Origin of the sequence: Gottfriedia sp. NPDC057991 (assembly GCF_042886615.1) — a bacterium.
GTDB lineage: Bacteria > Bacillota > Bacilli > Bacillales > Bacillaceae_G > Gottfriedia.
Window position 1 is genome coordinate 1,085,086 of record NZ_JBHVQN010000001.1, and the last position, 12,833, is coordinate 1,097,918.

At 31.4% G+C, this 12,833-nt stretch carries 14 protein-coding genes; 10 read left to right on the forward strand and 4 right to left on the reverse strand.

Going from position 1 to position 12,833, the window contains the following annotated elements; genetic code table 11:
• Positions 1-11: 11 nt before the first annotated feature.
• Together ade and ACFVR2_RS05510 are read left to right on the forward strand one after the other, a co-directional pair.
• The gene (ade, locus tag ACFVR2_RS05505) at positions 12-1,733 is read left to right on the forward strand and encodes an adenine deaminase (RefSeq protein WP_387359582.1); all 1,722 of its coding nucleotides are present in this window, start codon (positions 12-14) and stop codon (positions 1,731-1,733) included.
• 132 nt (positions 1,734-1,865) lie between these two features.
• Complete coding sequence (locus ACFVR2_RS05510; protein ID WP_387359584.1) at positions 1,866-2,555, forward strand: Crp/Fnr family transcriptional regulator; 690 nt, start codon at positions 1,866-1,868, stop codon at positions 2,553-2,555.
• A gap of 48 nt (positions 2,556-2,603) precedes the next feature.
• Here the strand turns inward: ACFVR2_RS05510 and ric are convergent, their stop codons facing one another.
• The gene (gene ric / locus ACFVR2_RS05515; RefSeq protein WP_387359586.1) at positions 2,604-3,311 is read right to left on the reverse strand and encodes an iron-sulfur cluster repair di-iron protein; all 708 of its coding nucleotides are present in this window, start codon (positions 3,309-3,311) and stop codon (positions 2,604-2,606) included.
• 434 nt (positions 3,312-3,745) lie between these two features.
• Between ric and ACFVR2_RS05520 the strand changes: the two genes are divergently transcribed.
• Positions 3,746-3,973 (forward strand): hypothetical protein, encoded by a 228-nt coding sequence (locus ACFVR2_RS05520; protein WP_387359588.1) that lies wholly within the window; start codon positions 3,746-3,748, stop codon positions 3,971-3,973.
• 253 nt (positions 3,974-4,226) lie between these two features.
• On the opposite strand, the gene ACFVR2_RS05525 is transcribed toward ACFVR2_RS05520, so the two are convergent.
• Positions 4,227-4,451 (reverse strand): hypothetical protein, encoded by a 225-nt coding sequence (locus ACFVR2_RS05525; protein ID WP_387359590.1) that lies wholly within the window; start codon positions 4,449-4,451, stop codon positions 4,227-4,229.
• Positions 4,452-4,617: 166 nt separating this feature from the next.
• Positions 4,618-4,869: a hypothetical protein gene (locus tag ACFVR2_RS05530; RefSeq protein ID WP_387359592.1), complete on the reverse strand. Its 252-nt coding sequence runs from the start codon at positions 4,867-4,869 to the stop codon at positions 4,618-4,620.
• Positions 4,870-5,073: 204 nt separating this feature from the next.
• On the opposite strand from ACFVR2_RS05530, the gene ACFVR2_RS05535 reads away from it, so the two are divergent.
• The 7 genes from ACFVR2_RS05535 (at position 5,074) to ACFVR2_RS05565 (ending at position 11,566) form a co-directional block, all read left to right on the forward strand.
• A complete protein-coding gene (locus ACFVR2_RS05535) occupies positions 5,074-6,636 on the forward strand; it encodes a spore germination protein (RefSeq protein ID WP_387359594.1) in 1,563 nt (520 codons plus the stop codon).
• On the forward strand, positions 6,633-7,862 hold the full coding sequence (locus ACFVR2_RS05540; RefSeq protein WP_387359596.1) for a Ger(x)C family spore germination protein: 1,230 nt from the start codon (positions 6,633-6,635) through the stop codon (positions 7,860-7,862). Before ACFVR2_RS05535 ends, ACFVR2_RS05540 begins: the two co-directional genes overlap by 4 nt.
• Complete coding sequence (locus ACFVR2_RS05545; RefSeq protein WP_387359598.1) at positions 7,859-8,074, forward strand: hypothetical protein; 216 nt, start codon at positions 7,859-7,861, stop codon at positions 8,072-8,074. Before ACFVR2_RS05540 ends, ACFVR2_RS05545 begins: the two co-directional genes overlap by 4 nt.
• A gap of 62 nt (positions 8,075-8,136) precedes the next feature.
• Positions 8,137-9,222: a GerAB/ArcD/ProY family transporter gene (locus tag ACFVR2_RS05550; RefSeq protein ID WP_387359600.1), complete on the forward strand. Its 1,086-nt coding sequence runs from the start codon at positions 8,137-8,139 to the stop codon at positions 9,220-9,222.
• A 27-nt stretch (positions 9,223-9,249) separates the two neighbouring features.
• On the forward strand, positions 9,250-9,402 hold the full coding sequence (locus ACFVR2_RS05555; protein ID WP_387359602.1) for a putative holin-like toxin: 153 nt from the start codon (positions 9,250-9,252) through the stop codon (positions 9,400-9,402).
• A gap of 132 nt (positions 9,403-9,534) precedes the next feature.
• Complete coding sequence (locus tag ACFVR2_RS05560) at positions 9,535-10,893, forward strand: NAD(P)/FAD-dependent oxidoreductase (RefSeq protein WP_387359604.1); 1,359 nt, start codon at positions 9,535-9,537, stop codon at positions 10,891-10,893.
• A gap of 22 nt (positions 10,894-10,915) precedes the next feature.
• Entirely contained in the window at positions 10,916-11,566 is a 651-nt protein-coding gene (locus tag ACFVR2_RS05565; RefSeq protein ID WP_387359606.1) for a histidine phosphatase family protein, read from the forward strand.
• Positions 11,567-11,634: 68 nt separating this feature from the next.
• Here ACFVR2_RS05565 and ACFVR2_RS05570 read toward each other — a convergent pair whose 3' ends face one another.
• Positions 11,635-12,471 carry an LCP family protein gene (locus ACFVR2_RS05570; RefSeq protein ID WP_387359609.1) on the reverse strand — a complete coding sequence of 279 codons (837 nt, stop codon included), beginning with the start codon at positions 12,469-12,471 and terminating at the stop codon, positions 11,635-11,637.
• Between the last annotated feature and the right edge of the window lie 362 nt (positions 12,472-12,833).

The window sequence follows — 12,833 nt, forward strand, 5'->3', positions numbered from 1 at the left end:
AGGAAACAAACATGAACTTACATGAAATGAAAACGTCAACAAAAGCTGAAAAGGCTGATTTTTTAATAATAAATGGGAAAATAGTAAATGTTTTTACGAAAGAAATAATAGAAGATTCGATTGCAATTACAAATGGAATAATAGTTGGAATAGGTGATTATGAAGCTAATGTAGTAATAGATGCAGAAGGTAAATATATATCACCAGGCTTTATTGATTCCCATGTTCATATCGAATCATCGATGGTTTTACCTAGTGAATATGCGAGAACTGTGCTACCACATGGTGTAACCACTGTTATTACCGATCCTCATGAAATCGCAAATGTTGCTGGAGTTGATGGAATAAAAATGATGTTAGACGCATCAGAAAATATTCCATTAGACGTTAGAATTATGTTACCGTCCTGTGTACCTGCAACCTCATTAGAGCGTGGGGGAGCCATCCTTTATGCAGAACATTTAGAGCCTTTTATGACACATCCGAGGGTACTTGGCTTAGCTGAAGTAATGGATTATCCTGCAGTTATGTCGATGGAAAAACAAATGATCGATAAATTAAATTTGGCACACGCTTATCAAAAACCGATCGATGGTCATTTAGCTGGACTAACTAAAAATGAAATAAACACATATTCCTATGCAGGTATTTCAACTGATCATGAATGTACGAATGTCCAGGAAGTAATGGAAAGACTTAGAGCAGGGTTATATGTTGCATTTAGAGAAGGGTCCGCTGCAAGAAATCTAAAGGATTTATTACCCGCAGTAAATGATCGAAATGCACAGCGAATTATGTATTGCACTGATGATAAACATTTAGACGATATCATGAAAGAGGGTTCGATTGATTTTTGTATTCGTACAGCAATCAAATATGGAATACACCCAGTGACTGCCTATTCAATGGCAACATTAAATCCAGCAACATGCTATGGTTTAAAACAAAAAGGTGCAATTGCTCCTGGATATGAAGCAAGCTTAGTATTTTTAAACGACTTAGAATCAGTAGAAGTTACGGACGTATGGTGTAAAAATGAGTTTATCGTTAAAAACAACCAAATTAGTAAACTAATCAATAATGAAGAGTCAAATTTGATTGATTCAAAAGTAAGTTTAGGGAATCTAAAGATTGAAGATCTTGAATTAAAAACAGACTCCAAAACGCTAGCAAATATAATTGAAATTAATCCAAATAGTATCGTAACAAATCATTTAATTGAAAAATTATCAAATGAATATACTTATTTTGTTCCAAATATCGCGGAAAACTTATGTAAAATAGTAGTAATAGATCGCTACCATTCTGAAAAAGAGATTGGTCTTGGAATTGTTAAAGGTTTAAATTTAATTGAGGGAGCAATCGCTACAACCATAGCTCATGATTCACACCAATTAATCGTTGCCGGTATGAATGATGCTGATATGTATCTTGCAATTAAAACAATTGAAGAAATGAACGGTGGAGTAGTAGTCGTATCCTCTGGAAAAGTAATTGCCAAATTATCATTACCAATTGGCGGTTTAATGAGTAATAAATCTGCAGAAGAAGTAGAAGCAGGTTTACACCAAATTGAAAAATCATTACTTCAAATTAGACCAAACAATACATTTAACGCTTTTTTGACATTATCATTTCTAGCACTGCCTGTTATACCAAGTATAAAAATTACGACCAAAGGTTTATTTAATGTAAATGAATTTAAATTTATTCCAGTTTTTTTAAATAAATGAACAAAATGAAGACTCTTATTTAAGGAGTCTTTTTTTATTAATTATATAAAGGCTATAGGTAAATACTTGTATTTGATATACAAAAAAGATTTTATGGGAGTATTAGGAATTTTTTATAGAGGAGTATTTTGAATGTCAGATGTGATTTTTAATCATTTTAAAAAAGTGCCACTTTTTAAAGATCTTTCGGATGAAGAGCTTCAATCTATAGTGGATATTTCTCATATGAGATTATATAAAGCGAAATCATTTGTCTTTTTGCAAGGTGAGAAACTTGATCGCGTGTTTTTTATACACTCTGGAAAAATAAAAATACAGATAACTGATCTGTCGGGTAAAGAACAAATTGTTTCAATACCACGAACTGGTGAGATGTTTCCACATGTTGGTATATTTCGAAAAGGAACCTTCCCAGCACATGCTGAAGTACTTAAAACAGCAGAGTTAATTATTACACCAGTCGCTGACTTTGAACAAATTCTGATTAAATATCCTGAACTATGTATTAAGTTTTTTAAGTTTCTTGGAGAAAAAATTATTGATCTACAAGCTAGATTAGTTGAACAAACATTACATAATACATATGATCAAGTAATTATGTTATTACTACGACTTTGTAAATCGAATGGGGTATCTTTAGATAAAAATCAATATAAAATAACAACTCATTTTACGAATCGCGAACTTGCAAATATGATTGGTTCATCCAGAGAGACAGTAAATCGTACTATAAATCAATTAAGGAAAAAGGAATTAGTTGAAATTGATTCAGAAGGTTTTTTTGTAATTAATATAGAAGAATTGCAAGCGGAAGTTAACTAAAAATGGAGCATGAGTTGTCATGCTCCTTTATAGATAAACTAGACCTATTTAATTCATAGCAATTGCTCGTTTAAACAATATATTATTTTCTAAATGGATATGTTGGAAAGTATCAGCCTCTAGAGCTTCAAGTCTTTGATAAACAAGGCGGTAAGTACCACATGCTTCCATTGGTGGAGTATAGTCATTCGTAATTTCACGTAATTCTTTTAAAAGATCCCCTGCAGAACTATGTTCACTTTCTAAATCATCAACGACTTTACTTAATTTCTTGTAATTTTCTTCAGTTGGATTTTTTTCATATTCTAAAATTAATTTAAAATCCACTGTCTCTTCTTTCCAAGTATGTTGCTCTAATTCTGTTTTTAAATCAAAAAACAGCTTGTGTAATCTTACTAAATGAGGTTGATTTTCTCCGTGAACTCGCATTACTTTCGTTACATATGGGCTTAATTGAGGTAATTCCTCATTTAAAAAACGATGATGCTTACTTATAATATGATCGATTAAATCACTACTAGATGCTTCTTTAAAATCAATAACTACTTCGTTTGATAATTTTGTTTCTTGATAAAGTGTATTTAGTTTTGTTAAAATTTCATCTTTTGATAAATTTTTTTCTTCAATCGCTTCAATTAGAGGTCTATTTCCACCGCAGCAAAAATCAATTCGATATGTTTTAAATAGATCACTTGCCTTTGGAAATTCAGTAACAATCTCACTAATTTTAGATAACTCATTAAATGGTTGATTCATTTTAGTACCCCCTAAAGATTTTTGTTGCTTTTGTCTTTCTAAAAATAGATTACCAAAAACATTGATATGAATTTGTGATATAAATCACAAATTGAGTTTTTTTTTATGATTAAGAATAATTTATTTTGTTAAATAGAAGAGAGGTATTAAAAAGTGAAAGTAACGTAAATGTATTAAAAATTGAAAATAAAATTAATAAAACATAAACAAATAAAAAATAATACTATTAATACAATTATTTTAGTAAGCAAAGGCAAAAATAAAATGACTCAAGAAAAAATACTTGAGTCATTTTTACTCTTTTAAATTCATTTTTTCAACTTGTAATGAAGAAGGTATCTTATATTGAAGTATTTTTGAAGATAAATTTGTATTAAGGGCAGTATATAAAAGTATTTTTGACTTTAAATTCTAAAAGGTAAGGAGAGATTGAAATGGAAGATAAAATTGATTTTTCTGAAAAAATACATATAGGTGAATTAATTGCTGTTTCTAATGTTTACGGTTTAACTCCATATACGCTTCTTTTAGAACTTGAAAAAGGTAATATTGAAGTATTCCTATCTATTGATGAATTTAACGCAAAATACAGTGACACAACAGATTTGGACTGGTGTCAATTAAACAATGGTAAAGTTTTTTCTAAGAAGATTGAAGAGTAAACGGTAAATATTTGGGATCATTGATGAATTAAATACAGAAATAGATTTACATTCAAATTAAAAGGATATTACTTTTCGCATTATCTTAAAGGTAATACTAATTCTATGGGTTATGTTCTACAATCGATCTTAAGTGATTAAAGTTATTAGAGGTAAAAGAGAAGTAATTTGCAAAACATAATTTGAGTTCATTGCTTGAGAGACTTATCAATTTTTCATTTGATAGAATTTTACGTCATACTTAATATTGTCTTTAACTTCTTTTATTCAATACGATTTCTCCGAACATGGCCAATTGATCATTATTTAAATTATCTCTATCTATATTTGGTAGAACAACTGATATTAGAAAATTAACTTCGCTGTTTAACCGAGTTATCTCTTCTAATAAATGAATTTGGATTCCTTTCATTTCGTTGATTACCTCTAGATACAAATCTTCTTTAGTACAATTTAATTCTTTATTTTTACTGCTCATATCAAACACCTCCAAAGAAAATTATTCGTTGCAAATGGTTCAATATCCTTTATGTATACTGCTTTTTTAGTATCAAAAAAATTAAATTTTAGAGTTAATGATTTTCTAAGCGTTTTACAAATGCAATAAAATAAAAAAACTCAGCCAATATTTTGGCATGAGTAGGTTATTTATTACATAAAACTAATTCATTCTCCAATATTATCTTCAAACCACTCTTGAAGCTCTTTAATGATGTAAAAGAGAAGATTTCTTCTCCGTTTTGACCGTTATCAATACCAGTGTTTCCCCTTAAAGTAATTTGTCCTTCTTCACCAGAAATTAAAATCGCATAAGGATGGTTTATATTTATATACCTTGCATCTAAATCATTATCAATCCAATTTTTACTATTCAAAAATGCTTCAAAATGATCCATTTAGATTCCTCCTGTCGGACATATTATTCCAATTATTAACAAAAATAGACCTAAAAAGGATTATGGAAGAAATTGGATTAAGTCATCTATTCCTTTTATGAGTGTTCAAGATTATCTGCAAAAATTCCAATAATTTCCGTATATTTAGTAAAGATTAGAAAATTATAGTAAAAGGAATACGTTTACATAATGGGGGAGACTTAATTGATTCGTAATAAGTATAAATTGCTTCAAAGGTTCAAGTCAAAAATCAATGACGAAAAAATCGACCAGCATGATCCCCTTACTGATAGTTACGGTCAAAATGTTGAAACACTTCATTTAATTTATGAGAATTGCTCTGACGTAATTTTTCGGCCATTCTTACTATTTGGAAATACAAAAGCTATGGTTATTTATATCGAAGGTTTATCAGATAAAGAAGGAATCGAAAATTTTGTTTTAATACCACTTATGGAAAAAACATCAAGCGGAAATCGAGCGATAAATGATTTTTTTGAGGAAAACATACCAGTTTCTAAAGTGAAAAAAGTACATTCATTTCAGGAGTGTATTGAGTCGATTTCATCGGGAAACCCTATTCTTCTATTTGAAGGGGGAAGTGTAGGTTTTTCTTTAGGTCTTGCTAAGTGGGAAAAACGATCAATTGAAGAACCAACAGCAGAGGTAGGAATTAAAGGTCCAAGGGAGGGATTTAATGAATCTTTAGAAATTAGTAAATCTCAACTACGACGCATTATTAAAAGTCCTTCTCTTAAAATGAAATCGATGAAAATTGGGAGATATACGAATACGACAATAATAATTGCCTATATTGAAGGGATTGCAAATCAAACGCTAATCGATGAGATCAGCAATCGATTAAGTGGCATTGAAGTGGATGGAATTCTGGAAAGTGAATATATAGAAGAAATGATTGAAGATAACCCTTTTTCTCCTTTTCCGCAGATTCTGTCTACAGAGCGTCCTGACGTAGTTTGCTCTAATTTACTTGAGGGAAGGGTAGCCATTTTAGTTGAAGGAACGCCATTTTGTTTAATAGCTCCTATTTCATTTTTTTCGCTGATTCAATCTCATGAGGATTATTATCAACGGTTTATTGTTAGTTCCGCTATTCGTTGGTTACGTTATTTATTTCTTGGAATTTCACTTTTGCTTCCTTCATTTTATGTTGCGATTATGACTTTCCATCAAGAAATGGTACCAACTAATTTGTTACTTAGTATGGCTGCCTCTAGAGAACCAATCCCTTTTCCATCCATCGTTGAGGTTCTGATCATGGAAGTTTCGTTTGAAGCACTTCGAGAAGCAGGGGTTCGATTGCCTAAACAGATAGGAGCAGCTGTAAGTATCGTGGGTGCACTAGTTATTGGTCAAGCCGCTGTCCAGGCAGGATTAGTTTCATCACCCATGGTCATTGTAGTGGCGATTACTGGAATCGCTTCATTTATGTTGCCTCGTTACATTGCAGGGATTGCAATTCGTTTACTTCGCTTTCCTATGATACTGCTCGCTGGTTCATTAGGGCTAGTTGGAATTGTGTTGGGAATCATCGTGATTGTAATTCATTTATGTAGCTTACGTTCATTTGGGGTTCCATATTTATCTCCACTTGCACCTTTAAAAGCCAAAGAAATTAAGGATGTTTTATGGAGAGCACCATTTTGGATGATGGATACTCGTCCTCAACTGACAGGTAAGGCCAATTTATATCGTCAATCTGAAGGACAATCACCAAATTTAGACAAAGGAAAAGAAAAAGAGTGAAAAATTCTAAGGTAAGACGAAAGAAAAAACATACAATGAAACGTTTGCTCTATTTGATACCCTTATGTGGAATGATTCTAATGTTAAGTGGTTGCTGGGATCGATTAGAAATTAATGATTTAGCGATCGTCACTGCCGCTGCAATTGATCAAATAGATGAGAATACAATTGAACTTTCAATTCAAGTAATTATACCGAAAGATTTAAGCTCTGGTAATGGACAAGCAGGAGGTGGTCAGCAAGGAGCGCTTACATTTGTTAGATCTCAAAAAGGAAAAAATATTGCCGATGCAATCTCAAAACTCCAATCTAAATTACCGCGAAAAATATTTTGGGGGCAATGCGAAGTATATATTTTTAGTGAACAATTAGCAAAAATAGGGGTTGAAGAGCAGATGGATTTTTTACTCCGGCATCCTCAGCCAAGGGAAAGAGCCTATTTATTTGTAAGTAAAGGAGATCCAAAGAAAATACTCGAGGTGTCAACTCCTTTAGAGCGATATTCAGCAAAAACGATATTGGGACTTTCCGAATTCCGTTTTTCTATGCCTATTACTTTGCAGTCTTTTGAAGAGATGTCAACAGGAATAGCAAAGACAGCTGCAATTCCGTTGCTTGATTTGATAACAATGCCCCAGGATGATGAAAAAAAACAATCAAATAAACTACCAGTCATTATTGGCACCACAGTTTTTAAAAAGGATAAAATGATTGGTCAGCTTACAGAAAGAGAAACAAGAGGAGTATTATTGCTAAGGAATGAACAGAAAGAATTTACTGTCACTTTAGAATCTATTAATATGAATGGAAATGTGTCATTATATCCAGTTTTACTTCATACGAAACTAATTCCAGAAATTAAACACAATGAATGGAAAATGATCGTAAAGGTAAAAGCAGAAGGAGCAATCGCGCAAAACGGAACGAATTTAGATTATTCAAATGCATTATTTAAAAAGAAACTTGAAAAAGTTTTTCAAGATAAAATCAAAGAAGGGATCGGAAAATCTCTTCAGAAAACACAACATAATTTGAAGGCAGATATTATAGGTTTTGCAGATGAATATCATAGAAAGTATCCGAACGAGTGGAAAAAAGTCGAAAATCACTGGGATGAAAAATTTCCAACAGTAAAAGTGAAAATTGACGTCGATGCCAACATTCGCAGACAAGGTTATATAAATAAACCAGGAGTAATACCTGAGAAAGAGGTTAGAAAAGAATGAAGTGGGGTGCTTTTATTGGTACAGCTGTAGTTGTATCTCTAATTTTCTTTTTTGAATGGACAAGAATGAAACAATCTCCTAAAAAAGACAAGATTGGTTTTATTTTGTTACTTTTTATAGGATGGATTTTTTCTTTGTTTAATCTACAACAAATGGATGGACCAATCACTTGGGTTGAAGCCATTTTTAAACCTTTAGAAAAATATATGTAACTGTAAAGATACTTTTTTAAAGCTATAAGAAAATACATAACATCATTGGAAGGAGATCGACAATGGAGAATGGCAAAATTTCATCTCTGCAATTGGCATTCATGATCTATCCAACAATTATAGCTACAGCTATTCTCATGTTACCAAGCTTTACAGCTCATTACGCTAAACAGGATTTATGGTTATCACCTATTTGGTCTAGTTCAATCGGATTTTTAACAGTTTTTATAGCATATCAACTATCAAAACGATATCCAAATCAAACCGTAATCCAATTTAGCCAACAAATCTTAGGACGGTACATTGGAAAACTAATAGGATTACTATTTTTATTTTTTTATATTCCTACAACAGGTTTAATTACAAGAAGCTATGGAGAGTTTGTGGTGGACTCTTTTCTTCCTCATACACCAGTCATTGTCATCACAGGATCTATGATTCTTGTCTGTGCATTTGCTATCCGAGGAGGTATTGAATTAGTAGGAAGAGTCGCCGAATTATTTTTGCCTATATTTCTCATTACACTTATTTTATTATTGATATTATTAATTCCAGATTTCAACTACAAAAATATATTCCCTATTATGGAAGATGGATTTATGCCTTCTATAAAAGGAGCAGTAGTTCTCCAAGGCTGGTATACGGAATTTTTTTTAATCATTTTTCTTCTTCCATTTTTAAGAGATTCCAAAAAAGGACTAAAATCGGGGATGTTAACTGTATTTGCGGTAATGATCACTTTAGTAATTGTAAATATATCGACATATGCAGTACTTGGAACATCGACTGACTATAAGGTATATCCATTGATGAATGTTGCTAGATACATAAGTATTGCTAATTTTTTTGAACATTTAGAGGCTATATTTATGGCTGTTTGGATATTAGGGACATTTGTGAAAATTTCAATATTTTATTATGCTTCAGTACTAGCAACTGCTCAGTTATTGAATCTATCCGATTACCGTCCAGTAGTATGGCCAGTAGGGATTCTAATTGTTGAATTTTGTTTTTGGTCATTACCTAGCACGGTCGAAATTAGCCACTATGAAATCGTAGCATTTCCTTTTTATGCATTTCTTGTTCAATTCATAATTCCACTTTTTCTTTTACTAATTAGCATTCTTCAAGGGAATTTCAAAAATTAAAATAATAAAAAAATAAAAAATGGTTGAATGTATAGGACAATCTTGGTTCCGGGAAGGCTTAAAAGTAAGGAGGCGGTTTCTATTATTACTTTCGAAGTTTTATCACTGATGATTAGCTTTGGTATGTTTGTGATCGCCATTTTAGAGTTTAAAGAAAAGGATAAGAATAAAAATTCTTGAACACGCTAATTAAGGCGTGTTTTTTTTTTTTTCTATAAATAATTTCTATCAAATAAAATTTGTGGATTTCACTTAAGGATAGTAACTATTGTACAATTAGAATAAGTGAAAAAATCAAGAAGGTGAAAAAAGATGTATGATATTACAATTATCGGATCAGGTGTAAGTAGCATTTTTTTAGCATATACATTATTACAATCAAATCAAAAAGTATTAATACTTGAAAAAGGAAAGTCTTTAGAGGAAAGGGCCTGTGCTATAGACAAAGGCGGAATATGTAATTGCGACGTTTGTGGTAAATATTATGGCTTTGCAGGACTTGGTAAATCAGAAGGGAAATTTAACTATTCATGTGATTTTGGGGGAGAATTAGCTCAAAAGGTAGGTAGAGTTAATCTTGAACAATTAATGAAAGAGGTTGACGATCTATTATGCCTTTATGGTGGAAGTTCTGTAGAAAAATATTCGACTGTAAATGAAAATTTGGCTAAAAAAGCTGAGGATTACAAGTTACATATGTTAACTACTGAAGTTAGGCATCTCGGTACGCGTCTTTCAACAGAAATATTCAACAGACTATATAACGAATTATCTAGTAGGATAGATATTCGCTTTGAAGTTGATATTCTAGATATTAAAAAGGAGAATAATCTATTCTATTTGGATACTAACTTAGGAAAATTCGAATCTAAAAACATCGTATTTGCAACAGGTAGATCCGGAACAGAATGGTTAAATAATCAGTGTACTTCACTTGGAGTTAAACAAGGTAGAACTCGTTTAGATTTAGGGATTAGAGTCGAAATGAAAGAACAACAGCTTCGTTCAATTTTACAAGATACATTTGAAACGAAACTTGCTTTTGAATATGATGAATTGATTTCAACTACATATTGTATGAATCCAAAAGGTAGAATCGTTCGAAAGTTTCAAGAAGGATTAGTGATGCCTGATGGACAAAATTTTAGGGAAAAAGGATCAGGAACAACTAATTTAAATTTTACTTTATTCACTCCTAAATATTTTCCATCACTAAAAGAAGCAAATCTTTACGCTAATAAAATTATTGGAAAAATAAATAATGGTACAGATCGCATCGTCGTTCAACGATTAGGTGATTTACTTAGCGGTCAGCCTACAACTATTGCGAAAATGGAAAAAAACAGTATAAAACCAACATTAGATGCTGATTACGGCGACCTTAAAAATGAAGTTCCTAATTTATATTTGAATATTTTACAAGGATTTTTGAAACAGTTGGAAGAATTTATTGGAGAGACAATTGATGAGGATACACTTCTTTACGGTATGGATGGAAAGTTTTACTCACCGATTATCGAAACAAATTCAAACTTCCAAACGAGTTTAGATGGATTATTTGTAATTGGAGATTGCTCTGGAGTTACCCACTCATTATCTCAAGCAGCGGCTAGTGGGATTTATTTAGGTAAGGTTTTGGCAAATAAGGATCAATATTTAACTAGAATTTAAAATTCGCATTGTGGGTGATTAGATGAAAAATAGAATTCATTTATATTTAATTAGACATGGTGAAACTTATTTAAATCGTTATAAAAGAATGCAAGGATGGGCCGACAGTCCATTAACAGAAGAAGGAAAACTAGTTGCGGTTGAATGTGGAAATAGATTATCAGATATCCTGTTTGACCGGGTATATACTAGCGATTCTGGTAGAACCGTTGAAACCGCAGAACTAATTTTACAGCAGAACAGTTTCGAAATTCCTGTAATTAGAAAAACAAAAGCCTTCCGAGAGTCCTTTTTTGGGAGCTTTGAAGGAGAATTCTCAGCAGTAGCCTTAGGTAAAGTTGCAACTGATCACGGTTATTCTTCTTTTAGAGAACTATTAAGAAATCGGTCCCTAGAAGATATTACAAATTTTATCAAAGAGTCTGATCCATACCATCATGCCGAGAGTTACTCCGAGCTATGGAATCGAATTGAAAAAGGGCTAAATGAATTAATTATCGAAAATAATAAAACCGATGAGAATGTATTAATTGTCACTCATGGAAATACGATTCGCAATATTGTAAAAAAGTTTTCAGAGGAATTTAATATCGAATTAGAAATAAAAAACGCTAGTATTACAATCTTAGAATATTCATCTGATACATATAAAGTCATTTCTTTTAATCAATAATTCACTAATAAAAAATAAACAAAAAAGAGAAGGATTTCAGCCTTCTCTTTTTTTTGAAGTTCAATACATCATTTATTTTTCAACTTTTTATTACTATTTTTACTATTTATCACTGGCGCAGGAGCTTTAAAAAATTGCTTTATTGTTTGTCTGTTCTTAGAAAAATTTAATTTTAGTACTGCTCCTGAATGTTCAACCGTTTCATTTGTAAAACCAGCATCTACAGGAATACTTAAGCGATCAATTTTTTCAATTGGTTGAGAAAATGCAAAAGAAGCAAGCGAAAGTATTTCATCTAATTTTAAGTCAGTTGAAACATATTTTGTTGTTTCGTCTAATAAAAGAGGTACCCTAGCGATTCCTCCAAAAGTATTTAACTTTTCTTTAACGGCACTTAGGACTTTTAACAATACTTCTTGCTGGCGTTGAACTCTTCCAAAATCATTATCTTGATCATGTCTAAAACGTACATATTTTAAGAGCTGTTCACCGTGTAGCTTATTATTTCCAGGTTTCATTTTTAAGTTCATATCATTAATGATTGCTTGACTAACATTAACTGTTATCCCTTCTGGAACAAGTGTATCTACAATCCCAACAAAACCTTTAAAATCAATTATAACCGTATGGTCAATTGGAATACCGAGATTATTATAAATTGTTTCTTTTAATAGTTTTTCTCCACCTAAATAATAAGCCTGATTAATTTTTCCATAACCATACTTATAACCTTTAATTTTAACATATGAATCCCTTAGTATTGAGGCAACTTTTAAAGTGCGGTCCTCAACATTATATTGAACTACTGCAATACTATCTGATCGTGAGTTTTTTTCGCCCCGAGAATCAACTCCTATAACGAGAAAAAATAATGAGTTTTTTAAAAGTTTATTTTTAAAGCTCATTTTTTGTTCACTTAGTGGATTTGATTGGCTTTGGTCGTGATTTGATGGTCTAATTTGACAACTGGTTAGAAAGAAAACAAGAAAAGAAAGAAGGCATATTCGCAAGAACTTCGACATGACTCTATTACTCCTTCTATATGATTGATGGTCTATTTATGTAATTTAGTTTATATTTCCCCTCTAATATTTTGAAAATACATAACAAATAAGGAAAATGGAAATATACCGTATTTTCCCATAAATAGAAATAATTGTTCATTGTTAAGAAATAATACATAGTATAAAATTTACTTTGTTAATTTCTTCACAAATAAAAACGAATAAATTATGTATAAAGATTTATTTTTTTACCTATATATGTG